Genomic DNA, 23,229 nt, shown 5'->3' with positions numbered 1-23,229 from the left:
TGTCAGGTCCTTTCCCGTCGTGTCATGAAAGCCAGCTTTTCAAACAGGTGGACATCCTGTTCGTTTTTCAATAGCGCGCCAAGCAGCGGCGGAATGAGCTTCGAAGCGCTGGATTGGCGCAAGGTTTCCGGATCGATGTCTTCATTGACTAACAGCTTGATCCAGTCGATTAGCTCAGACGTTGAAGGCTTCTTTTTAAGCCCTGGAACATCGCGCACTTCAAAGAACAAGCGCAGCGCTTCCTGTAAAAGACGCTGTTTCAGGCCCGGAAAATGGACTTCCACGATGTCTGTCATCGTCTCCGCATCAGGAAACTTGATAAAGTGGAAGAAACAGCGGCGCAGAAAGGCGTCTGGCAGATCTTTTTCGTTGTTGGACGTGATAATGACGACCGGGCGCTGTCTGGCCTTCACAGTTTCGCCGGTCTCGTAGACATGGAATTCCATGCGATCGAGTTCGAGCAGCAAGTCATTCGGAAACTCGATGTCTGCCTTGTCGATCTCGTCAATCAGCAGCACTGGGCGTTGCTCTGAGGCAAACGCCTCCCACAGCTTGCCCTTGCGAATGTAGTTGTTGATGTCCTTGACCCGCTCATCACCCAACTGGCTGTCGCGCAAGCGCGAGACGGCATCATATTCATAAAGGCCTTGCTGGGCCTTGGTGGTGGACTTTACGTGCCATTCGATCAGCTCGGCATTCAGCGCAGCTGCCACTTGTTGTGCCAGGACGGTTTTTCCTGTTCCCGGCTCGCCTTTTACCAAAAGGGGACGCTCCAGCGCCACGGCGGCGTTTACGGCAACGCGCAAGTCTTCGGTTGCGATATAACTGTCGGTACCTTCAAAACGCATGCGAATTCCTATTTTTTATCTTTTCAAACAGTAGGGCTGCGTTTTGTCAGCTGCAAGGCGCAAAGGGTGATCCTTTCAGACTGCACACAGCTTGCCGAGCGGTCGAAACTTCCCTGTTGGGCTGGCAGTTTTTGCCGGGCAGTCCAATTTTTCCGATTGGTTTTAGGTGTTACCTGCGGTCTTTATTTAACTAAGCGCCTGAAAATAAACAAATAAAACAAATTGAATGAAAAGTGGCATGTAGATTGCTGACCTCTTGCGCGACGAAAGGCGCACGCCTGTATCCACGAAGAGGGTGTAACATGGGTATCTATGGGGCTATTAACTCTGCAGTGTCCGGACTAACAGCGCAGTCCCGGGCGCTGGAGAATATTTCCGGTAACGTCGCGAACTCGCAGACCACAGGCTACAAGCGTCTTGATACGACGTTTGCGGATCTGGTGTCCGGTGGTGGTTCGCGTCAGGCTACGCAGGTTTCCGGCACAACATACGCAACATCGCGGGCCACCAACACATTGCAGGGTGATATTGCTGCCCGTGATGTCGGAACATACATGGCAATCAACGGTGAAGGGTATTTCATCGTTACCGAGGCCAATGCAGTTGTTGACGGAACGACAAGCTTTGAAGAGACGGACTATTACACCCGTGCAGGTGATTTTGAGCGGGATCAAAATGGCTATCTCGTCAACAGCTCTGGATATTATCTCCAAGGATTTGAGCTGAACCCGGACACCGGTAACCCTGTTGGTGATACGCCTGAAGTCGTCCAGATTTCCGATCAGCCGCTGCCTGCGAACAAGACAACAGCTATCAATTATCAGGCGAACTTGCCGCCGACCCCGGAAACAAACCGGGCCAAGTCAAATCCTGACCTGGCAAATAGTGATCAGTTGAATATCACTGGTTCGATCACCGCAACCAGCGATATCACCAATGATGACAATGATGCTTTCGTAGATTCTTCGATCTCAGGTGGGTCGATTACAATTTATAACCAGAACGGCACTGCGATTAACGTGGAAACGCGCTGGGCTAAAACGGCTGACGATACCTGGAATGTCTATTATGCATCCGATCGCGGCACAGCTGGAACGGACGCGGCATACACCCGTCTTGGACAAGCAGCCTTCAATGCCGATGGGTCGCTCAATGCAATTACCGCAGGCACTGGCGTTGCAGTGAATGGCAATACGTTTGAAATTGCCTCGTTGCAAGTCGGTGATGTGTCCGCTGCTAACGTGAACTTGAACTTCGGCAGCAACTCTCTCACTCAGTTTGCAGCAAACTCAGGTGCCGCTTCCTCAGTTGATCTTGCTCAGGACGGGTATCCAGCAGGTGAGTTGGTTGGTATAGCCGTGGATTCCTCTGGTCGGGTGAATGCCAGCTATTCCAACAGCCAGACACGAGCACTTTACGAAATTCCGCTTGCAACATTTGAAGCTGAATTTGAGCTTCGTCGCGTGGATGGTGCGGCCTTTGCAGCCACCTCGACCTCCGGTGCTCCAGTTCTGATTTCCTCAAACGGAAATATTGTTCCGGAAGCTGTTGAGCTTTCCAACGCGGATATCGCAACGGAATTCTCCAAGCTGATCGTGACGCAGCAAGCTTATTCGGCGAACTCACGGATCGTGACCTCGGCGGACGAGATGCTCGATTCTGCTCTCAATATGGTTCGGTAACATCTGGTCTGATCGGCGGTGAAGCATCGCCGCCGATCCGGACTTTCCAGCGCAAGGAAAGGGGCAAAATATGGGTCTGACGTCTGCCCTTAACAACGCATTGTTTGGTGTTACCTTCAACCAGCGTCAGCTGGACGTAACATCCCAAAACATCGCCAACAAAGACACGGTCGGCTACACCAAGAAGCAGGTGGAAGCCAATGTCTTCTATGACGGAAATGGTGGTGTTAGCGGTCTTCTTGCGGCGGAAATCACACGGGTCGTCAATAACGAAATCCAGTCTTCCTACTTGGATTCGCTTGCGGACACCGGCTACGGCGCGAAAATCGCGCAGTATACGTCAGACCTTGATGCCATTTTCGGGACAATCTCCGATGGAACCAGTGTTCAGGCATTGGCGTCGCGCTTTACCACGTCCCTCTCAAGCCTGATCAATGATCCTAGCAGTCGTACGGCCCAGACCACTGTTGTGGCGGATGCCGAGGCGCTGGCATATGAAATCCGCACGTCTTATGAGCAAATTCAAGACCTGCGCCAACGCACTGACCGGGAGCTTGCGGCCCAGGTAGAGGACATTAATGCCCTCCTTTCTAGCTTGGCCGATGTTGAGACAGATATTCGTGAATCCAATCTGGCTGATAGTTCGACTGCCCAACTGCTCGATCAGCGGGACCGGTATCTGGAAGACCTCTCCAAGTACCTGGATGTGAATATCAAAATTAATGTCGATGATAGTTTGAAAATCACCACCCGGAACGGTGAGCTGCTTCTGTCTGACGGGCAAGCCTCGAAACTAACCTTTACCGAGACACCTATTTTGAAGCCGGGAGCGAGCGGGCAGCCAATCATGGTCCGCACCCCGGGTGGTACAGAATACGATCTGGTTGAAAGTTCAGCATCGGGCACGATTGTTGGTCTGGCTGAGCTACGTGATGAGGTGTTCATTGAAGCTCAGGATCAGCTGGATCAAATCGCAGCTGAGATGACGCTGGCACTCAACGCCCGGACTGTTGAAGGCACCGAAGTTACCGTTGGTTCAGAAGAAGGTGAGACCCTTGACCTCTCCTCTTTGAAGCCTGGTGAAAAGGTCGAAGTCTCCTACACGGATGCGTCCGGACAAGCGCAGACAGTCACGCTGATTGCGGTTGACGATCCGGCTTTTCTACCACTGGAAGACGATGCGACCCCACGTACTGACGATACGGTTTTTGGTCTCGATATTTCTTCTGGCACGGCTGCAACCATTGTCGGTTATGCAGTGACAGCATTGAGCGGGACCGGGTTGGCAGCCTCCAATGATGGGAGCGACAACCTTCAAGTGCTCGGCGACAGTGGAGCCTCTATTGAACTGGACGGTTTGACCCTCAAGGGTTCCGTGACCGGGTCTTCAAATGAAGGGCTGGGCCTGAACATTTTCACCGATAACCGGGACGGTGAAGTGAACTTCACTGACTATCTGGAAAATGGCGGTCAACGCACCGGCTATGCGATCGCGATTGACGTTAATTCGGCTCTGAAAAGCGAAAGCTCGCTTCTGGTCTTCCACACGACAACGCCAAGCCAGAACTCCGAGAATGATCCGGCGCGTGCCGAGTTCATGCTGGATGCGCTGACAAAAAGCACAGAAGTTTATAACGCCGACACTGGTATCGGCACAAAAAGCAGCCCTTATGAAGGGTCTGTGATGAACTTTATCAATCAGGTTGTCGCCTACCAGGGCAATCAGGCTGAAGACGCGCAAACCTACAGCGCCTCAAAATCGGCCCTCACTGAAAATTTCGCAATCCGTTACGAAGAAAGCTATGCGGTCGATCTTGATGAAGAGATGGCGCAACTGGTGAACCTGCAAAATGCTTATGCGGCCAATGCCCGGGTCATGCAGGCCGTCAATGAGCTCTTCGACCGTTTGCTCGGCGCATTCTGAGGTGTCTTATGGCTATTGAAAGTATCGGAACCTCACGCAGTTATCTCACCAAGCAACTGGTTAGCCTCAAGGGCAATCTGACCGAGAAAACCAGCCAACTGGCTAGCGGTAAAGTTTCTCAAACCTATGGAGGTCTTGGAGACAATCGGCTGCTGGATTTGGAGTTGAACCAGAAGGTCAATCGGATTTCGTCTTATCAGGAGACGATCACGCAGGTAAATCTGCACATCAAGTCGTTGAATGTGACGCTGGAACGTCTGGAGGACTTGAGGCTTGATACGAAGTCGGCGCTCGACCTGAACGATTATGAACTGCAAAATGATGGTCAGACCCGAACCCAGGCTACAGCGGAAGTGCTGCTGCATGAAGCCATCAGCCTCTTGAACACCGAAGTGGCTGGCTACTACCTCTATGGCGGTACCGATGCCTATGAAAACCCGGTGGCTGATGTGGACTCCATTATGGAGGGTTCGGGTGATCGTGCAGGCTTGAAACAAGTCATGAACGAGTACATTGCCGCCAACCTTGGCAGCGACAAGTTAGGGCGTCTGGAGGTTCCGGCGCTGGTCGCACCAACTGCGTCCACAATTACAATTACCGAAGATGGTGCGCATGACTTTGGTTTGAAGCTAAGCAGTGTGACAAGTGATTTAGCCAATGCTTCGATCACGCAGCCAACGGGTGCTATCCCTGATAGTTTGAGTATTGAATTCACCGGTCAGCCGGATGCCGGCCAAAAAATATCCATCGAGTTTACCTTGCCGCCGGGACACACGAAGCCGGTCTCATTTGAACTGGCGGCTGATACCACCGGGGAGGGGGTAGATACGTTTGTCATCGGTGCGGACACAGATGAAACGGCTGCAAACCTTCGTGCAAAGATCCTCGAAAAAATCGAAGAGCAGGCAAATACCAGCTTGAAGGCAGCGGCTTCCGAATGGGCAGGGGATCAGTTCTTTGATACCTTCGGCGGGGCGACCCCAATGCGTGTCGATGGGCCTCCGTTTGAAAGTGCGACAGCTTTGATCAGCGGGGCGAGCACCACCGTTGAGTGGTATGTCGGAGAGAATACGTCGACCACCGACGCGCGCCGCGACAAGAATGCCCGAGTTGATGACAATCTGAATGTCAGTTACGGCGCTCGGGCGAATGAGAAAGGCTTATCCGATGTGATGAAGTCTCTGGCAACTTTTGTCGCAGCTGATTTCAGCACGGATGTCGCCTTTACCGGATCTGAAACCCCTGAAGAGAAAAAGGAAATGCTCGCCGCACAGGAGCGCATCGACAAGCTTCACTACGGTGAGTTTGTTCAGCGGTTCCGATCAGTGGTTCAGCCGGATGTGGCTGATCAATCCGGAATTGTCGATATCTCGACCGAGATATCCATCGCCTTCCGAACGGTACAGGATACGGATTCGCGCCACACCCAGATGAAGTCGACTTACAGTGCTACGATCGATGAAATCGAGGGCGTGGACAAGGAGCTTCTCGCCGTTGAAATCTTGCAATTGCAAACCAATCTGGAAGCTTCTTATCGTGCCAGTTCCATCGTCTTTAACCTGAATCTGGCTGATTATATCTGATAGCGGTCAAATTGAAGTCGATGTTTCGTTGTGAACTCGGCCTAGGTTGTGATCTGAAAAAATGTGTCTATTTCTTGAAGTCTAATGGCTCTGATTATTTCCTCTAGGGTAATTTCAAAGCTAATATCAGTTCTGAATTATTAGACTATTATAATTTCTATATTAATATCAGCATCCTTGGTGTCGTGTGACCTTGGGGTTGCGTAAAATGCGTATCCATCAGTTTCTTATTGCTGCGATGACGGTGCTTATTGTGCCGTTGCTTGCGCTGCTTGGAAGTATTTCTGTTTCGTCCTGGCGAGATCATGTCGAGGATCGCAGCAGTGCTTTGGTAGCCAGAACGACTGCTGCATGGATTGATGGCCAGGTCGCTCTTTCACTTGAACGCAGTGTGACCCAAGTCGCATTCGCGCTTGAGACAAAGAAGCGCGGTCAATTGAGGGAGATGCTGGAGGAGCAGCGTCAGCTGGTTGATCGTCATTTCGAAAGAGCGCTGTCCCACAATGGGGACAATATGAAATCTGGAGATCTAAGTTCCGCCGAATTCCAGATAAACGCCCAATCACTGCTGGGTGAGTTACACCAAACCCGGGTCGAGGTTGATCAGGCGTTGCAACGTAGAGGAGCTTGTTCTGAAACTTGTGCAGCACTCGTTTCGAAACTTATTAATGTCATAGACCTCTCTGCAGTTTTGCGGGCGGTTTTGGAGATTCCTTCAGAAGAAATCAGCACTCAGTCTTACGACTTGTTGCAATTGCAATATTTGGCTTGGGAGGCGCGTGAATTCGCCGGACGTGCGCGTACCCCGTACGCGGTCGCAACTCTTAAGGCGGTACCGTTTTCAAAACCGGAAGCTGTCTTAATTCATGAGCACTTGCGGCTTACAAAGCAGATTTGGGAGATCCTGCGCAATGTCTCTCTTCGCCTTGCTCCTGCAAGTCCAATTGGTGAAGCAATAGAGGAAGCTCAGCGTGTGTACTATGACGACCATATGGAGCTCATGCACCAGATTGATGCTGCCCTGGCAGGAGAAGAGGGGAAACACGCGCCTGGTTTTGAGGAGTTTTTTGAACTTTCTACAGAGGCCCTTGCAGCGATTTCAACCGTAGCTTCCTTGTCGGGCAAGGAAATTGAGAATTACTGGCGTGAGCAACAGGACGCCTCTCTCAGGGCGCTGTGGTTGACGCTCTTTGGATCGGTGTTTTCAATCTCCGTAATGGTTGTTGTTTTGATTGCCCTTCGTAGTCATATCGCGCGGCCAATTGTAAGCACAACACGGCTCCTTGCGCGTGTGGCTGCGGGAGATCTGGAGGTTGCGGTCAGCCCGCCAAGATTGAGTTTGTTCGAGATCCGCAAACTTTATGAGGTTGTTGAGCGGTTTCGGATGGGGTTGAAACAAGCGCGAGCTGCTGAAGTCGAAGCGCGGACTGACCACTTGACGATGTTGCCCAACCGCCGCGACATGGAGGAGCGTTTCTCGAGTGATGCCACTGCTTTCACCGATGGTGATGCATTTTTCAACATAGACTTGGACGAATTCAAACCGATCAACGACGCCTTTGGCCACCAGACAGGTGACAAGGTTCTGAAGGTCGTTGCTGACCGGCTTCGTCAATTCAACTACGAGGGTAAAAAAGTCTGGCGCATTGGGGGAGATGAGTTCGCCATGCTGGTCCCTCGTGTCTTTTATGCCGATCTTGCATCGAATATTGCTGACCGGCTGCACGAGTCGATGTCCGCCCCTATTTCGCACAACGGGGAAGAGCTGTTTGTTGGTGCCAGTATTGGTGTCGCAATATTCGATCACACTGTGCTGCATCCTCAGGACATGTTTTCGCGAGCTGATATTGCGATGTTTACTGCAAAGCAAAGCCCGACAACAAATGTCGAAATTCATAGAGATACGATTCAATCCCGTCGCTACCGGCAGGAAAGCCGTCGGAGAATAAGCAACGCACTCGAGAACGGGGAAATTTTTCCGGTCTATCAGCCCCAGGTGTGTCTCTCGAGCGGTCGCATCATAGGATTTGAGGCACTTGCGCGGTGGCGCCGTTCGGACGGCACGTTGCGTGCGCCAGCTGAATTCATGGACATGGTGGAATATTTTGGTGCTCAGGGCGAATTGGATCTCCTGATTGCAGGGCGGACGCTGAGCGCAATGCATAGCATTCACGAGGGTGGAGAATTCTCCCCCCGTTTTTCAATCAATATTTCGGAGGAAAGTTTGGCATCGCGTGAGATACGCGGTGGATATTTGAAGTTGTTTAATCGCTATCGAGGATTGACTTCGAAATTAACTGTCGAAGTGACAGAAAATGCGTTGATTGACCGGTCAGCGCAGGCAATCCGGGCGAGTTTGCAGAGTTTTGCAGCTGCTGGTGTCTCTCTTTCAATGGATGATTTTGGAACAGGGTATGGCTCTTTCCGTCATTTGCAGGAGTATCAGTTCAATGAAGTCAAAATCGACAAGAGTTTCGTTGACAAGGTGTGTCTTGACCGGAGTTCGGAAGTGATTATCTCCGGGTTTCTCGATGTTGCTCGTGGGCTTGGCGCAGATGTTGTGGCGGAAGGGGTGGAAACCTCGCATCAGCGCCAGAAACTGATCGAATTGGGATGTCGGCGCGCCCAAGGATATCTGTTTAGCCGAGCCATTGCCGAAACCGCTTTGCTTGAAGAGCTTCGGACAAATCGCCTCAATACTGATGCAGTGCAATTGCCTCCGCTTGAAAGCTAGTAGGCCTCTTGCATTCGTCCACACGGCCTAGGTACTACGCAGAAAAGGTCGTGGTTGAGACGAATATTTTTATTTTTCCTGATCCCGTAAATCTTTTGGCAATAAATCCGAAAGTCGGGGGTTCACATGACCGGAATTATCAAAGGGCTCTTTGCTCAGAAAAACCACCATGTTGGTGGTCACGCCAACTTCAAGGCAGCTCTTCATGGCCATGCACACAAGACTGGCACGATTGCCAAGCCGGTAGCTGCTAAAATTCAGGCGACTGCAAATGGCGCGGGCCAGGTTGGTGCAGGCCATGCACATGCACAGGCCACTGCACAGAACGCTCAAACAGCCCATAAGGGTGGTGGTTTCTTGGGTGGCATCTTCGGCAAGATCGCATCCGTCGTTTCTGGTGTCGTTGGTACGGTCACCAAGCTTGTTGGTGGCATCCTCAACATCAAGGCTGGCCTTATCGGCAAACTGATCAGTGCTTTCACAGGGCTTTTTGGTGGTGGTGCCAGTGTTGGTGGTGGTCACAACCACGGCGGCAATGTTGGTGGCGGCCATAATCATGGCGGTCACAACCATGGTGGAAATGTTGGCGGTGGTCATAACCATGGTGGTCACAACCATGGTGGCAACGTAGGTGGCGGTCATAACCATGGCAGCTGGAACAATGGCGGCAACTGGGGTGGTGGACACAACCACGGCGGTTGGTGCGGAACAAAGCCAAACGCAGGCGGCAACAATGCAGGCTGGGGTGTTGTGAACAACAACGGCACTTGGCAGGCAGTGAATGGTGGTGGTCAGCAGGCTCAGCCTCAGATCTCTGCAGCTGACCAGGCCGTGATCGACTACGTCAAGGGCAAGGAAGGCAAGTGGCTGATCGGCCATGGCAAGTACAACCATGCCAATGGCGGCTACACCTTCAAGGAAGGCCCGTTGAAAGGCTACACAGCTGTTCACCAGGGCGGTGGCAAGTACCACATCAACAATGGTGATGGTCAAAAGGTTGCCGACTACAACAACGGTAAGGGCAAGGACAAAGTTGCCTCTCCGGTTGCTCTGGACCTGAATGGTGACGGCCGTATCTCCACAACGGGTGTTTCGACCGCTCAACAGCGTATCGATGGCCAGGTTGGTGAAACCATTGCCTTCGATATCGATGGCGACGGCACCAAGGAACAGGTCGAGTGGATCACGGGTGGTGACGGCCTTGTTGTCGACATGACCAAGATCGGCGCCAATGGCGAGATCGATGGCAATGCGCTGATGGGTGACCAAGGCGGTCGTTACACAGACGGCTACCAGAAGATGGCCACCTATGACCAGAACGGTGACGGTCAGCTGACCGGCGGCGAAATGGCCAACATGGGTGTTTGGGTTGATGCCAATGGTGACGGCGATGTTGACGCTGGCGAGCTCCGCTCTGCAGCTGAAGCAGGTGTCACTCAGCTCTCCACACAGCGCAACGACGTTGTGAATGAGCGCGGCGAGACCTTGATGCAGTCTTCTGCCAACAATGGTCAGATGCTCACAGAAGACGTCTGGTTCGCTCAGAAGTAATCAGACTGACAGCGGGAGAGATCTCTCCCGCGTCCAATCAAATAAGAAAAGCGGCCTCAACGGGCCGCTTTTTTGTTCTTATGGGCCATTGCAAGGCCTGAGTTGTACGGCCTTGATTTCTAAATAAAGTATTAACTTGATGTTTTGAAATTTATTTAAGCAATTCATCTTTGTGTTATTTAATATAAAGTAAATAAAACTAAAATTCACGTAGGCTTGTACGTAGTCAATGCGAATTACTATTGAAATTTTATTCTGTAGTATCTCCGGCAACAAAGGTTATTCGGATTGTCTCGAGGAGAACGACTATGGTGTGCAATAAGGTTGGTCATGCAAATCACGGTGCTCATGACGGTGGTGCGGCTAAAGCTGATGGTTTTGGGAACGCGCTGAAGCAAAATGCGCATCTGACAATCGCAAAACAGCCAAACCACAATGGTGGCAATGGTGCTCAAAATGGTGGTCAGGGCAATGACACCATCGTTGGGAACGCCATGAACAATGTCCAGTTCGGCAACGGTGGAAATGACGCTCTTGTTGGCGGCATGGGCAACGACATTCAGTTTGGCGGTGAAGGTGACGACCTGATCAAGGGTGGTGCTGGCAACGACATTATCAAAGGCGGGGCAGGGGCAGACACCATTCGTGGTGGCGCTGGCAATGACGTTGCTCTCTATGACGGCAACCGTGCGGATTACACCATCATGAAAAATGGTGACATGACGCTTGTAATCGACAACAACACCGGCGCGACAGATAACCTGAAGGGCATCGAGCAGCTTGCGTTTACCGACCAGTCCGTCAATATCGGTGGTGCCTGGAACAATGGTGGCAACTGGGGCGGCGGTCACAATCATGGCGACATGGGTGGCGCTAACAATGGTGGCGGCTGGAACGGCGGCGACAATGGCGGCAACTGGAACCCTGGTGGAAATTGGGGTAACGGCGGCAATAATGGTGGAAATTGGGGTGGCAACGGCGGTGGCGCCAAACCAATGGACCCAATCAAAGTTGAGAACGGCCGTATCTGGGGCGACCCGCATTTCGTAGGTGCTGATGGTGGTAACTATGACGTCCAAGGTGAAGCCGGGAAGACTTATAATCTCCTGTCTGATCAGGGTGTTCAGGTCAACGGCCGCTTTGATGCCTGGGGTGGCGGCGGAGCAACAGTCGTTGGTGCCATGGGAATCTCTGTTGGCGGCAATCAGATCGGCTTCGATAAGACCGGGGCTCTGACCATCAATGGTCAACCGTGCAACAAGGGCGAGCACCTTGGTGGTGATGTGAAGCTTGAAGGCAACAAGGTCACGATCAAGGCTGGCGAATACACAATTACAATTGAAGCGCGCAGCCCTGGCCAGAATGGCTGGCTCGATATCAACTTCCGCAGTGACAATGCTGTGGCTGACAACGTCAAGCCTAACGGCCTATGGGGTGTTACGGTTGATGGTGACGGTCAGGCTCGTAACGGCGACCGCGGTGCCGGTGCACAGGGCGGTGGTGCCATTGAGAACGCCCAAGGTGAAATCGTAGCCCAGGGCGATAAGGAAGCTGTCAAGGAATATGAAGTTGGCGGTCTCTTTGACACAAACTTCAATGGCTTTGACAACCAGTTCCGTGCTGGCCAGCAGAATGGCGGCAACTGGGGCGGCGCGAACAATGGTGGCGGCTGGAACAACGGCGGTAACTGGGGCGGTAACAACGGTGGCAACTGGGGCGGTGGCGCCAATGTCGGCGGCGGTAACGGCGCGGGCTGGGCTGTCATGAACGAAAATGGCGTCTGGCAAGCTATCAACTTCATGGACAATGGAGCTGGTGGCGCCAATAACGGCGGCGGTGATGCTGGCTGGGCAGTTGTGAACAATAACGGTACGTGGGAGGTTGTTAACAACGGCGCTGGCAACAATGGCGGTGCCAACAACGGTGGCGGAGTTAACAACGGCGGTTGGACTGTCGTGAATAACAACGGCGTCTGGCAAGCCGTTCCGGCTCAGCCTCAGATCTCTGCAGCTGACCAGGCCGTGATCGACTACGTCAAGGGCAAGGAAGGCAAGTGGCTGATCGGCCATGGCAAGTACAACCATGCCAATGGCGGTTACACCTTCAAGGAAGGCCCGTTGAAAGGCTACACAGCTGTTCACCAGGGCGGTGGCAAGTACCACATCAACAATGGTGATGGTCAAAAGGTTGCCGACTACAACAACGGTAAGGGCAAGGACAAAGTTGCCTCTCCGGTTGCTCTGGACCTGAATGGTGACGGCCGTATCTCCACAACGGGTGTTTCGACCGCTCAACAGCGTATCGATGGCCAGGTTGGTGAAACTATTGCCTTCGATATCGATGGCGACGGTACCAAGGAGCAGGTCGAGTGGATCACCGGTGGTGACGGCCTTGTTGTCGACATGACCAAGATCGGCGCCAATGGCGAGATCGACGGCAATGCCCTGATGGGTGACCAAGGCGGTCGTTACACAGACGGCTACCAGAAGATGGCCACCTATGACCAGAACGGTGACGGTCAGCTGACTGGCGGCGAAATGGCCAACATGGGTGTTTGGGTTGATGCCAATGGTGACGGCGATGTTGACGCTGGCGAGCTCCGCTCTGCAGCTGAAGCAGGTGTCACTCAGCTCTCCACACAGCGCAACGACGTTGTGAATGAGCGCGGCGAGACCTTGATGCAGTCATCTGCCAACAATGGTCAGATGCTCACAGAAGACGTCTGGTTCGCTAAGAAATAACGGCCAATAAGAAGCAAGAAAGACTGGGAGCGCTTTATGCGCTCCCTTTTTTGTTTGATTGACATCCTGCACCAAAACACAAAAAAGCCCGGGGTAACCGGGCTTGTTCGTTCATCTTTGAGATGCTGCCTGCTCGATCTTGCTTATTCAGCGCGGGCTCGCAGTCCTTCTGCAATCGCGCGGTTGATGCTGATCAAGCTGTTGAGTTTGTTGCCTTCTTCGTCGGTCATCGCTTCCATGGTTTGCTTGAAAACAAACACACCTAGTGAAGCAATGTTGTTCTTGATCTCCTGCGGCAGCGGATTTTCACCGTTTGTCGCGGAGGTGACGAGAATGGTCCAAAGCTTTCGGTTATAGGTCAGCGCGTCATCGCGCTGTGCCAGAGAGGTTTGCTGCCACTCATCCTTAACCAGCTGGAGCCGGGCTGCGGCCTTCATAAGAAGGTTCGCTTCCAGCTCCCTCGGCGACACTGCCACCTGGCTGGTTTTCTGATAAGCCTGCGCTGCCTGCTTGTACATGACTTATTAGCGTCCTCTCGTACTCAATAAGCTTTTTCGCCTCTTTCAATGCCTTGTAGAATGATCCGGAAATTATTGAATTACTGATCTGAGTAACATATGGAATGGTACTCGGAGCTGCCGAGACAATATCATTGACCAGTGTAAAGTAATTTCCCTGAATTTTCTCCAAGTCATCGGACAGATACATGAGTTGTACTGCCAAATAGACGCGTTTTGCAGGAGTGTCTGCCGTTTCCGGTGTCAATATGTCTTTTTCCCGGAGAATAGGCGCCTGTCCTTCGATGAACAAACGTGTTCTTTGATTATCATTGGTGATTACGCTGTCACCGATAATAATTCTTTCACCGGGTTTCAGTTCGACCTTGAGCGCCATTCTGAGACCTCCGACTGTGAGTATCGCTCCCAAAAGTTAACCAAAACCTTAACCACCTTGATGGCTTTAACCATATTCTGCCAATAACTCGTCAGAATAGGTTCAAGACGCTCTGTTCGGCCTGGTTCGCCAGGGATAGCGCTGTGGATGACAACTGCTGACGGGTTTGAAGGGCCAGCATATTGGCTCCTTCTTCGTTCATGTCGGCAATTGTCAGGGCACCGGCACCAACTTCCAGCGTGTTGATCAGTTCTTCTGTGAAGTCTGTTCTGATTTCAACCGTGGACAAACTTGCGCCAAGCGATGTTGCAGAGGACCGCAACTCGTCCAGAGCCGCATTGACCGCTTGAAGTGTGCGTTCAATGTCCGTGTCTTTCTGGAATTCGGATGCATCTGCAAGAAGGGAAGCCGGTGATTTGGGGACAGGGTCTGTCGCAATCAATCCACCCTGATTGAAGTCCCGGTTGTCACTGTTAATAGTGAAAGACACTTCACCAATCAGACTGATGCTGCCGCCGGAGAACGTCGCGTTCAAACCTTTCACATTGTCGATCAGGGTCACAAGGTCATCGACCGTTGTGTCTTCGTCGATTTCTAGTGAGGCTGGCTCAAACCCATTGCCGTCTGTAATCGTCAGCGTGTCGCCAATCTGGAAACCTGCTGATGTGATCAGCGTGGCGTTCGCAGTCAGCGCTGTTGTGGTAAGGGTGGCTGTGCCGGTTCCAATGCCGCCGTCGGTAGCGGTTCCGCCGCCTGCATTATCCTTCGCAACGCTGAGTGTTACACCCGTATCAAGCGCAGAAGTAACGGTGATTTTGTCGGTGCCTTCATCGAATGTGGCATGAAGCCCGCCGAGACCGCTAATCGCGTCGATATAGTCTTGCACGGTTGTAATGTCTGTTCCGACCGTGAGTGTTTTTGATGTCGTGCCATCTCCAATGGTAACGACGTCACCTGTCGACCAGGCTGCTAGGTCGGTCAGGTTAGAAGAAGCTTGCAATGTTGCGAGATCAAGTTCGACCGACCCGCCTTGCAGAGTAAATGAGCTGGTTCCGGTCCCGCCGTTTTCAAGGTCTGCGAGGTTTAGGCCGGTTTCAAGAGAAGTGTCAGTATAGTCAACCGGATTGACAGTCAGAGTTGATGTACTGTCCTCGTTGAAAATGACTTCCAATTCGTTTCCGAGGCCCGCGAGCAAGTTCTTGCCCTTGTAGCCGGAATCTTTGGCCAGATCTTCAATTTGCACAAGCACATCATTGAACTGCTGCGTGAAAGTTTTACGCTCAAATTCACTTTGTGTTTGAAGCGCTTGATTGGCGATGGCCTTGGCCGATTCAACCAGTTTGGAAATGGCTTCAATACCGTCATTGGCGGCACGGATCGTCTGGACCGCCTGTCCCATATTGTCGAGCAGGCTGCCCAAATCACCTGCGCGGGCATTGAGGCCTGCTGCGGTAAAGAATGAATTCGGATTGTCGAGCGCGGAATTGACCTTCAATCCGGTGGAAAGCCGGTTTTGCGTGCGAGACTGCAAGTCTGCCGTGTTTTTCAAGGCCAGAAGGTTTTCCCGGACTGCACTTGTAAGGACAATATCACTCATCAGGGGTCACCGCATCAGTTACCAGTTGTGTGCCTGAAGCCCTTTTACCTATTTGGCTACAAGCAATTACCAGCAATTCTAATGTTGAAACCACTCAAGAGTGCACCTCTTAACCTTTTGTAAAGAGAAGTTACCAAAAGATTTTTTTCAAGCATTTGAAAATTAACGAAAAATTCTGGGGCCATTTTGCCTGGAAATAGCACGAAACACGAAAAATGGCGGGCAAAATGCCCGCCATGGTGGTTGTAGGGTTGTGTGTCGCCAGGTTTCGCGATTCTAAACCTAGAAGAGCGAAAGTACCGTTTGGTCAGCCTGCGAAGCGAAGGAGAGGGAGGTTGAAGCAAGCTGCTGGCGGGTTTGAAGTGCCAGGAGGTTTGCACCTTCCTCGTTGGTATCGGCCAAGGTCAACAGGCCAGCACCTTCTTGCAGGGTGTTGATCATCGCCTTGGTATAATCTTTCCGGATCTCAACCGTTGAGAGATTGGTACCAAATTCGGACGCTTGCGATCTAAGGTTCGACAAGGCGGTGTTTAGTCTGTCCACCGCTCGGTTGATGTCATTGTCTGTCGCAAACCCGCTGTCGGAGAGGGCGGAGATCGTTACACCGTCCGTATCGGCCCCAAAACTTGTCGAGTTAAAGTTGTTGTTATCGCTCGTAAGTGCGAGGTCGGTGTCACTCTGAAGGCCAACACGACCAGTTCCTGCATTGAAACTTGCGCTGACACCGTTGAAGTCATCAAGAAATTCGACGAGATCCCGAACGGTCGTATCGTCTTCGATTTCCAGCGAGCCAAGCTCAAAGTTGTTGCCGTCTGTCAGGGACAGGGTGTCCCCCACCTTGAAGCTGGCGCCGTCAGTAAGCAATGCGCCGAGTGAACCAGCAGCTGCGGCCGTTACCGCGACCAGGTCACCAGTGTTCGCGCCGCTGGCGCCGTTGTTTCTGAGGTCCGCTGTCTCATTTGAGATGATGGTCAAGGTGCCGGACGTTTGATCGAACTCTGTTCGAACACCTGGCGCGCTTTCCAGCTCTGTGATCAGGTCCTGCACGGTTGTCCCTGTTGCTACGGTCAGGGAGACGCCGCCTACAACTGCACCCGTCGTCGCGTCATCAAACAGCTGAAGCACATCGGCTACGGCTATGCCGGTGAATTCGCTGAGTTTTGAAGCTGTGTTTAGAACCTGACCACTAGCGTCGGTAAAGGTGATCGTGTTTGAACCGCCATTCAAGCCGAAGGACGTTGCCGCGCCTTCGCCTTCAGCAAGGTCGGACAGGTTCAGGCCGCCAGACAATGTGGTGTCCGTGTAGTCAACCGCATCAATGGTCAGTTTGGACGTTGCATCTTCGTTGAAGATGGTGGTCAGGTCGTTGCCGTCACCAGCGAGCAGGTTTTTGCCCTTATAGGAAGAGTCTTTTGCAACATCTTCGATCTGCTCCAGCAGCTCATTATACTGCTTTGCGTAGGTCTTGCGCTCATATTGGCTTTGACTTTGCAGGGCTTGGTTGGCCTTCGCCTTGGCGGTTTCGACCAGATCCGTAATGGTCTGAATGCCCTTGTCAGCTGCCTTGATCGTCTGCAGTGACTGGCCCATGTCATCAAGTAGGGTGCTGAGATCACCCGCGCGGCTATTGAGGCCAGATGCAGTGAAGAATGAATTTGGATTGTCGAGGGCTGAGTTGACCTTCAAACCGGTAGCCAGCTTGTTCTGGACGCCGGACATCAGGTCGGCTGTGGATTGAAGCGTCAACAGGTTCTGCCGGACGGCAGCCGATAGCGTGATGTCTTTCATTGTGTACCCTTCCTAGGTCAACGAATACTACCGCTCTTCCTGAGCGGAATGTTAGGTGTTCGCACACTGTTAACCCTAACAGTCAGTAAAAACCTCCCAAATCAGGGTAAATCAAACGTTAATGACGAAGGGGAGTTTTCGTTATTGCGGAGCCAGTAGGGGTGGTCAGGACGATAAAAGACTATTGAAATGAAGAGTTTGCGGGAAGTTTCGTTAGGTTAGAAAAAAATATCTTCTGCAATTTTTGCGTTTATTGCTTCGAATTAGCTGCAATTGTTGGTTTTAGCAATATGTATTGGAGATCTTCCGCTGCGAAGAAGGGCAGGGGCGATCTTTGCCATTGTTTGTCTTTGAAAGTGACTGCAACAAAAAATGGCGGGAAGGCCCGCCATTTTGATTTCTTTTCGCAATGTCTGCTGGATCAGAACAGACGCAGGACGTTCTGTGATGCCTGAGATGCCAGTGACAAGGATGTCGATGCCAATGACTGCTGTGTTTGCAGAGCCAGAAGGTTTGCACCTTCTTCATTGGTGTCTGCGAGGGTCAGCTTGCCTGCACCTTCACTCAAGGTGTTGATCATGTCCTTGGTGAAGTCTTCCCGGTTTTGTACGATCGAAAGGTTCGTACCGAACGTAGAAGCTTGAGAGCGCAGGGTGTCCTGCGCACTTTTCAGGCTGGTCAGAACCGTATCGATGCTGGAGTCCGCACCGAAACCACCCAACGTACCAGCCTGCAATGTGTTGCCACTGTTGAAGCTGGCATTATCTGACTTGATCTGAACCGCCTCATCAGTTGATGTGATGGTCAGTGTGCCAGAAGCATAGGAAGCCGTGGTGTCAGTCGAGGTGTTGCCGATCGCTGTTTCCAGCTGAGAAACGGTCAGTGTGTCCGTGATCTCAATTTTTGTCTCTTCACCGGCCGTGTTGGTGATCGTCAGGGTGTCACCTGCGGAAAAAGCATCGTCCAACGTGACCAATTGACCGCCCGTCAGAGCGGGTGCGCCAGTTGCTCCGTCATTGTTCAATGAGAACGTAGCAGTACCACCGGAAGAGTTTGACAGTTCTGACAAGCTCAATGGACCATTGGCAGTGTCGGTGTAGTCAATCGCTGTAATGTCCAGATCAGACGTGCCGTCTTCGTTGAACACAACATTGAGGTCGTTACCGGTACCGCCAAGCAGGTTTTTGCCTTTGTAACCAGCATCTTTCGCCAGATCTTCAATCTGAGTCAGAAGCTCGTTATATTCAGTGGCATATTGCTCACGCTCACCAATGTTGGAGGTTTGCAGAGCCTGGTTTGCCTTGGCTTTTGCGGCATCAACCAGCTCGGAAATCGCGCTGATACCCTTATCCGCTGCTTTCAATGTCTGGATCGCCTGGCCCTGGTCATCGAGCAGGGTGCTCAAATCGTTGGCGCGGTTCTCAAGACCCTTTGCAGTGAAGAAAGAGTTCGGATTGTCGAGAGCGGAGTTGACTTTTTTGCCGGTGGCAAGGCGTTCCTGAACAGTGCTCATCAATTGAGATGTTGCTTGAAGTGCGTTCAGGTTCGAGCGCACGGCGCTCGTCAGTGTAACATTGTTACCCATTGGATTTATCCCTTCTAGGATTACTCATGTAAACACCCTTCCTGGGTGCGGGTAACAGTGAGCATCTTACCGAGGTAACGAATCCTGAAGAAACGTGGTTAGCTGAAATTAACGTTACGGAAATCTTAGCGTGGAGGGGGCGGCGGACTTCTGTCCGCCACCCTCAAAATTGTAAATTTTTCGTTTTGTCCCTTCGGCTTAGCCGATAAGACGCAGGACGTTCTGCGATGCCTGAGAGGCGAGGGACAGAGACGTAGACGCCAGCTGCTGCTGTGTTTGAAGAGCCAGAAGGTTTGCGCCCTCTTGGTTCGTATCTGCCAAAGTCAATTTGCCAGCACCCTCTTCCAGCGTGTTGATCATGTCTTTGGTGAAGCTTTCACGGTTCTGCACGATTGAAAGGTTCGTACCGAATGTGGAGGCTTGGGCGCGCAGGGTGTCTTGCGCGGACTTCAATGAAGATAGCGTCGATTCGATATCGGAATCTGAGCCAAACCCGCCGAGTGTGCCGCCACTTTTGTCGGCGAAACTGCTGCTATCTGAGCTGATCTTAAAAGCTTCATCAGTCGAAGTGATCGTCATCGTGCCTTTGGCGAACGAAGCGGTTGTATCGTCCGATGAGCCCTTAATCGCGTTCTCGAGTTCCGTTACGGTCAGGTCTTCCGTAATCTCAATCTTTTTCTCTTCACCCGCAGTGTTGGTGATGGTCAAGGTGTCACCCACGCTGAACGCGTCATCAAGCGTAACCTTCGCTCCGCCAGTCAACGCAGGCGTTCCAGTCGCTCCATCGTTGTTCAAGGAAAACGTTGCGGTTCCACCTTCAGAGTCCGACAAATCAGACAGGTTCAGCCCGGTGGCGCTGGATGTGTCCGTGTAGTCGATGGCAGTGATATCCAGGTCGGAAGACCCGTCTTCGTTGAAAACCACGTTGAGATCATTGCCAGTACCAGCCAGCAGGTTCTTGCCCTTGTAGCCGGAATCCTTAGCAATATCCTCAATCTGGGTCAGCAGTTCGTTGTACTCGGAGGCAAATTGCTCGCGCTCGGAGATGCTGGAGGTTTGCAGGGCCTGGTTTGCTTTCGCCTTGGCGGCGTCAACCAGCTCACCGATAGCGCCAATACCTTTGTCTGCTGCTTTCAAGGTCTGGATGGCTTGGCCCTGATCGTCAAGCAGCGTTGCCAAATCATTTGCGCGGTTTTCAAGACCTTTGGCGGTGAAGAATGAATTTGGGTTGTCCAGTGCAGAGTTGACCTTCTTGCCGGTCGACAGCTTGTTCTGAACTGAGCTCATCATGTCGGCTGTCGATTGAAGCGCAACAAGGTTGCTACGGACAGCGCTGGTGATGGTGATCCCGCTCATAATACGTTTCCTTCTAGCTCGTATTTTTACCAACCCTTCCTGGGCGGCTGTATTGCTAGAAACGACATGGACTCTTAATGCAAGATTAAGCTGTGTTGACCCTGTAAAAGTTACGTAAGGTTGTTTTTTGAAAGAGTCTCTTAACGTCAGTTTTGCTAACGCGTTTTAATTACCTAAGGCGAGTCTTGGATGAGAAAAGGTATTTAAAACAGACATATAATGGAAATATTGATGTTTGCGTTCAAGCAAAAAAAGGGCGGGCTATGAGGCCCGCCAGGATCGGAGAAAATATTTTTTCGTTTTTTCGGTCTGACCAGTTAACCGATAAGACGCAACACGTTCTGAGAGGCCTGAGAAGCCAGCGACAGGGACGTGGAGGCCAGCTGCTGCTGGGTCTGCAGCGCCAAAAGGTTTGCACCTTCCTGGTTCGTATCAGCCAGGGTCAGTTTACCGGCACCTTCTTCAAGCGTGTTGATAAGGGCCTTGGTGAAATCTTCCCGGTTTTGCACGATGGAAAGGTTGGTACCGAAGGTAGATGCCTGTGCTCTGAGAGTGTCTTGTGCAGACTTCAGAGATGAAAGGGTGCTTTCAATATCCGAATCCGATCCAAAGCTGCCAAGCGTGCCTACCTGGAGCGTGTTGCCTCCATTAAACGCGCTGTTGTCTGATTTGATCTGAACAGCGTTGTCACTCGACGTGATGTTGATTGCGCCTGAACCTACAGAAGAAGACGTGTCCGTGGAGCTGTTGCTGATTGCCGTGTTCAACTCAGTAACTGTAGTTGTTTCGGTAATCGTAAAGGTGGTCTCTTCGCCAGCGGTGTTGGTGATCGTCAGTGTGTCACCGGCGCTAAATGCATCGTCCAATGTGACCAATTGGCTACCAGTCAAAGCTGGGTCACCAGTTGCACCATCATTGTTGAGTGAAATTGAGTTTGTACCGCCGGTGGAGCTATTCAGGTCACTCAAATTCAGGCCTTTGGCATTGGACGTGTCGGTGTAATCAACAGCCGAGATGTCCAGATCCGAAGACCCATCTTCGTTGAACGTGACGTTGAGGTCGTTGCCTGTGCCGCCGAGCAGATTTTTGCCCTTGTAGCTGGAGTCCTTGGCGATGTCCTCAATCTGGGTCAGCAGCTCGTTGTACTCTTTAGAGAACTGCTCGCGTTCGGAAATGCTGGAGGTCTGTAGAGCTTGGTTAGCTTTCGCCTTTGCTGCGTCGACCAGTTCGCCGATGGCGCCAATACCCTTGTCGGCGGCTTTCAGGGTCTGAATGGATTGTCCCTGATCGTCGAGTAGGGTTGCCAAGTCATTGGCGCGGTTTTCAAGGCCTTTGGCCGTGAAGAATGAGTTCGGATTGTCGAGGGCAGAGTTGACTTTTTTGCCGGTTGCCAGCTTTTCCTGCACGCCGCTGATGAGCGAGGAAGCTGACTGAAGCGCGTTCAGGTTCGAGCGAACGGCGCTTGTGATTGCGATATCAGTCATAGTGTGTCCTTTCTAGGGTACGCAATACTGGAACCCGTCCTGGGTCCGACGGCAGGACACATGCCGCATCTTTTATTTCAGGCGTTATTGGCAGTTTTACTTGACGAATTTCATCATTAAAAAAGATATAAACAGCTGTTATTTATATCGAAATGAAAATCACGACTGACAATGTCGGAAGTGTCAGGAGGGGCAGAATTGTCCTTGTCATGCTTCTACAGTCATCGCGAGAATTTGCGACCCGCATTTGCCTGCCCGCCTATTATGCCACAGCGAAACGAAAAAGGCGGGCCGAAGCCCGCCTTATCCAGTCATGGTTTGTTTGCGCCTATGTTTTGTATTTTTTAAAGCAGTCGCAGAACGTTTTGGTCTGCTTGTGCTGCCATCGACAGAGAGGTCGAAGCTAGTGCCTGTTGTGTCTGCAGAGCGAGAAGGTTCGCGCCTTCTTCATTGGAGTCTGCCAGAACCAGTTTGCCTGCACCTTCTTCAAGGGTGCTGATCATCGCCTTGGTGAACTCTTCGCGGTTCTGAACGATGGACAGGTTGGTACCGAAAGTGGAGGCTTGGGACCGCAGTTGGTCCTGTGCGCTCTTCAAGTTGGTCAGCACCGTGTCGATGGCTGAATCCGTTCCCAGGCCGCCAAGTGTGCCAGCCGTCAGCGTGTTCCCGCTGTTGAAGGTGGCATTGTCGGATTTGATCTGCACAGCCTCATCGGAGGACGTGATGGTCATTGTACCAGTGGCGAATGACGCGGTCGTATCGGAGGACGTGCCCGTAATAGCTGTTTCCAGCTGTGAAACGGTCATTGTGTCCGTGATCTCGATCTTTGTCTCTTCACCGGCGGTATTGGTGATGGTCAGCGTGTCGCCTGCAGAAAATGAGTCATCCAAGGTGACCAACTGACCGCCCGTGAGGGCTGGTGTACCGGTAGCACCGTCATTGTTTAGCGTGAATGTCGCTGTGCCACCCGAAGAGTCGCCCAATGAAGCAAGGCTTAGTGGGCCATTGGCTGTATCAGTGTAGTCGACCGCAGAGATGTCGAGGTCCGATGTGCCATCTTCGTTGAAGATCACGTTTACATCATTGCCCGTGCCACTCAGCAGGTTCTTGCCGTTATAACCAGCGTCCTTGGCGATGTCCTCGATCTGAGTCAGCAGCTCATTATATTCGCTTGTATACTGCTCACGCTCACCGATGTCGGAGGTCTGCAAAGCCTGATTGGCTTTTGCCTTTGCCGCATCGACCAGTTCTGAAATAGCGCTGATCCCCTTGTCAGCAGCCTTCAGAGTCTGGATCGCCTGGCCTTGGTCATCGAGCAGGGTGCTCAAGTCGTTGGCGCGGTTTTCCAAACCCTTGGCCGTAAAGAACGCATTCGGATCATCGAGAGCCGAATTGACCTTTTTCCCCGTAGAGAGCCGCTCTTGCACTGAACCCATCATGCTTGACGTCGCCTGAAGGGCTG

General features: G+C 52.0%; 15 protein-coding genes. 6 read left to right on the top strand and 9 right to left on the bottom strand.

Annotation, left to right across the window (positions count from 1 at the left end):
• Positions 1 to 2: 2 nt before the first annotated feature.
• Positions 3 to 848, bottom strand: a complete 846-nt coding sequence (locus tag TRICHSKD4_RS19405) for a MoxR family ATPase (RefSeq protein WP_009468633.1) — start codon at positions 846 to 848, stop codon at positions 3 to 5.
• 302 nt (positions 849 to 1,150) lie between these two features.
• Between TRICHSKD4_RS19405 and TRICHSKD4_RS19400 the strand changes: the two genes are divergently transcribed.
• The 6 genes from TRICHSKD4_RS19400 to TRICHSKD4_RS19375 all read left to right on the top strand — a co-directional run bounded on the left by TRICHSKD4_RS19400 (position 1,151) and on the right by TRICHSKD4_RS19375 (position 13,063).
• Complete coding sequence (locus tag TRICHSKD4_RS19400) at positions 1,151 to 2,530, top strand: flagellar hook protein FlgE (RefSeq protein ID WP_009468632.1); 1,380 nt, start codon at positions 1,151 to 1,153, stop codon at positions 2,528 to 2,530.
• A 70-nt stretch (positions 2,531 to 2,600) separates the two neighbouring features.
• Positions 2,601 to 4,454, top strand: coding sequence for a flagellar hook-associated protein FlgK (gene flgK / locus TRICHSKD4_RS19395; protein WP_009468631.1), 1,854 nt, complete (start codon positions 2,601 to 2,603; stop codon positions 4,452 to 4,454).
• Positions 4,455 to 4,462: 8 nt separating this feature from the next.
• Entirely contained in the window at positions 4,463 to 6,037 is a 1,575-nt protein-coding gene (locus tag TRICHSKD4_RS19390) for a hypothetical protein (RefSeq protein ID WP_009468630.1), read from the top strand.
• A 208-nt stretch (positions 6,038 to 6,245) separates the two neighbouring features.
• Positions 6,246 to 8,771 carry a bifunctional diguanylate cyclase/phosphodiesterase gene (locus tag TRICHSKD4_RS19385; protein WP_009468629.1) on the top strand — a complete coding sequence of 842 codons (2,526 nt, stop codon included), beginning with the start codon at positions 6,246 to 6,248 and terminating at the stop codon, positions 8,769 to 8,771.
• 126 nt (positions 8,772 to 8,897) lie between these two features.
• Positions 8,898 to 10,322 carry a hypothetical protein gene (locus TRICHSKD4_RS28420; RefSeq protein WP_050763479.1) on the top strand — a complete coding sequence of 475 codons (1,425 nt, stop codon included), beginning with the start codon at positions 8,898 to 8,900 and terminating at the stop codon, positions 10,320 to 10,322.
• 308 nt (positions 10,323 to 10,630) lie between these two features.
• On the top strand, positions 10,631 to 13,063 hold the full coding sequence (locus TRICHSKD4_RS19375; protein WP_009468626.1) for a Na-Ca exchanger/integrin-beta4: 2,433 nt from the start codon (positions 10,631 to 10,633) through the stop codon (positions 13,061 to 13,063).
• Between the two features lie 143 nt (positions 13,064 to 13,206).
• On the opposite strand, the gene flaF is transcribed toward TRICHSKD4_RS19375, so the two are convergent.
• The 8 genes from flaF to TRICHSKD4_RS19335 form a co-directional block, all read right to left on the bottom strand.
• A complete protein-coding gene (gene flaF / locus TRICHSKD4_RS19370) occupies positions 13,207 to 13,581 on the bottom strand; it encodes a flagellar biosynthesis regulator FlaF (protein ID WP_040617115.1) in 375 nt (124 codons plus the stop codon).
• A complete protein-coding gene (flbT, locus tag TRICHSKD4_RS19365) occupies positions 13,469 to 13,957 on the bottom strand; it encodes a flagellar biosynthesis repressor FlbT (protein WP_009468624.1) in 489 nt (162 codons plus the stop codon). Before flbT ends, flaF begins: the two co-directional genes overlap by 113 nt.
• A gap of 91 nt (positions 13,958 to 14,048) precedes the next feature.
• Positions 14,049 to 15,554, bottom strand: coding sequence for a flagellin (locus TRICHSKD4_RS19360; protein ID WP_009468623.1), 1,506 nt, complete (start codon positions 15,552 to 15,554; stop codon positions 14,049 to 14,051).
• A 282-nt stretch (positions 15,555 to 15,836) separates the two neighbouring features.
• Complete coding sequence (locus TRICHSKD4_RS19355) at positions 15,837 to 17,342, bottom strand: flagellin (protein WP_009468622.1); 1,506 nt, start codon at positions 17,340 to 17,342, stop codon at positions 15,837 to 15,839.
• A gap of 421 nt (positions 17,343 to 17,763) precedes the next feature.
• On the bottom strand, positions 17,764 to 18,927 hold the full coding sequence (locus tag TRICHSKD4_RS19350; RefSeq protein WP_009468621.1) for a flagellin: 1,164 nt from the start codon (positions 18,925 to 18,927) through the stop codon (positions 17,764 to 17,766).
• 198 nt (positions 18,928 to 19,125) lie between these two features.
• Complete coding sequence (locus tag TRICHSKD4_RS19345) at positions 19,126 to 20,283, bottom strand: flagellin (protein ID WP_009468620.1); 1,158 nt, start codon at positions 20,281 to 20,283, stop codon at positions 19,126 to 19,128.
• A gap of 317 nt (positions 20,284 to 20,600) precedes the next feature.
• Positions 20,601 to 21,767, bottom strand: coding sequence for a flagellin (locus TRICHSKD4_RS19340; protein ID WP_009468619.1), 1,167 nt, complete (start codon positions 21,765 to 21,767; stop codon positions 20,601 to 20,603).
• A gap of 344 nt (positions 21,768 to 22,111) precedes the next feature.
• Positions 22,112 to 23,229 (bottom strand): flagellin (locus tag TRICHSKD4_RS19335; protein WP_050763478.1); only part of this gene is annotated, 1,118 nt, incomplete at its 5' end.

The sequence above is a fragment of the Roseibium sp. TrichSKD4 genome (assembly GCF_000148725.1).
In the GTDB taxonomy this organism is placed as follows: Bacteria; Pseudomonadota; Alphaproteobacteria; order Rhizobiales; family Stappiaceae; genus Roseibium.
The sequence above is the reverse complement of the archived record's forward strand: the minus strand, read 5'-3'. Positions and strand labels throughout refer to the sequence as shown.

What these genes read in the sequence shown, in the direction of transcription:
- TRICHSKD4_RS19400 (WP_009468632.1), top strand. Translation starts at nt 1,151, where the DNA reads ATGGGTATCTATGGGGCTATTAACTCTGCAGTGTCCGGACTAACAGCG.
- TRICHSKD4_RS19385 (WP_009468629.1), top strand. Translation starts at nt 6,246, where the DNA reads ATGCGTATCCATCAGTTTCTTATTGCTGCGATGACGGTGCTTATTGTG.
- TRICHSKD4_RS19345 (WP_009468620.1), bottom strand. Translation starts at nt 20,283, where the DNA reads ATGAGCGGGATCACCATCACCAGCGCTGTCCGTAGCAACCTTGTTGCG.
- flbT (WP_009468624.1), bottom strand. Translation starts at nt 13,957, where the DNA reads ATGGCGCTCAAGGTCGAACTGAAACCCGGTGAAAGAATTATTATCGGT.
- flgK (WP_009468631.1), top strand. Translation starts at nt 2,601, where the DNA reads ATGGGTCTGACGTCTGCCCTTAACAACGCATTGTTTGGTGTTACCTTC.
- TRICHSKD4_RS19340 (WP_009468619.1), bottom strand. Translation starts at nt 21,767, where the DNA reads ATGACTGATATCGCAATCACAAGCGCCGTTCGCTCGAACCTGAACGCG.
- TRICHSKD4_RS19350 (WP_009468621.1), bottom strand. Translation starts at nt 18,927, where the DNA reads ATGGGTAACAATGTTACACTGACGAGCGCCGTGCGCTCGAACCTGAAC.
- TRICHSKD4_RS19390 (WP_009468630.1), top strand. Translation starts at nt 4,463, where the DNA reads ATGGCTATTGAAAGTATCGGAACCTCACGCAGTTATCTCACCAAGCAA.
- TRICHSKD4_RS28420 (WP_050763479.1), top strand. Translation starts at nt 8,898, where the DNA reads ATGACCGGAATTATCAAAGGGCTCTTTGCTCAGAAAAACCACCATGTT.
- TRICHSKD4_RS19360 (WP_009468623.1), bottom strand. Translation starts at nt 15,554, where the DNA reads ATGAGTGATATTGTCCTTACAAGTGCAGTCCGGGAAAACCTTCTGGCC.
- TRICHSKD4_RS19405 (WP_009468633.1), bottom strand. Translation starts at nt 848, where the DNA reads ATGCGTTTTGAAGGTACCGACAGTTATATCGCAACCGAAGACTTGCGC.
- TRICHSKD4_RS19355 (WP_009468622.1), bottom strand. Translation starts at nt 17,342, where the DNA reads ATGAAAGACATCACGCTATCGGCTGCCGTCCGGCAGAACCTGTTGACG.
- TRICHSKD4_RS19375 (WP_009468626.1), top strand. Translation starts at nt 10,631, where the DNA reads ATGGTGTGCAATAAGGTTGGTCATGCAAATCACGGTGCTCATGACGGT.
- flaF (WP_040617115.1), bottom strand. Translation starts at nt 13,581, where the DNA reads ATGTACAAGCAGGCAGCGCAGGCTTATCAGAAAACCAGCCAGGTGGCA.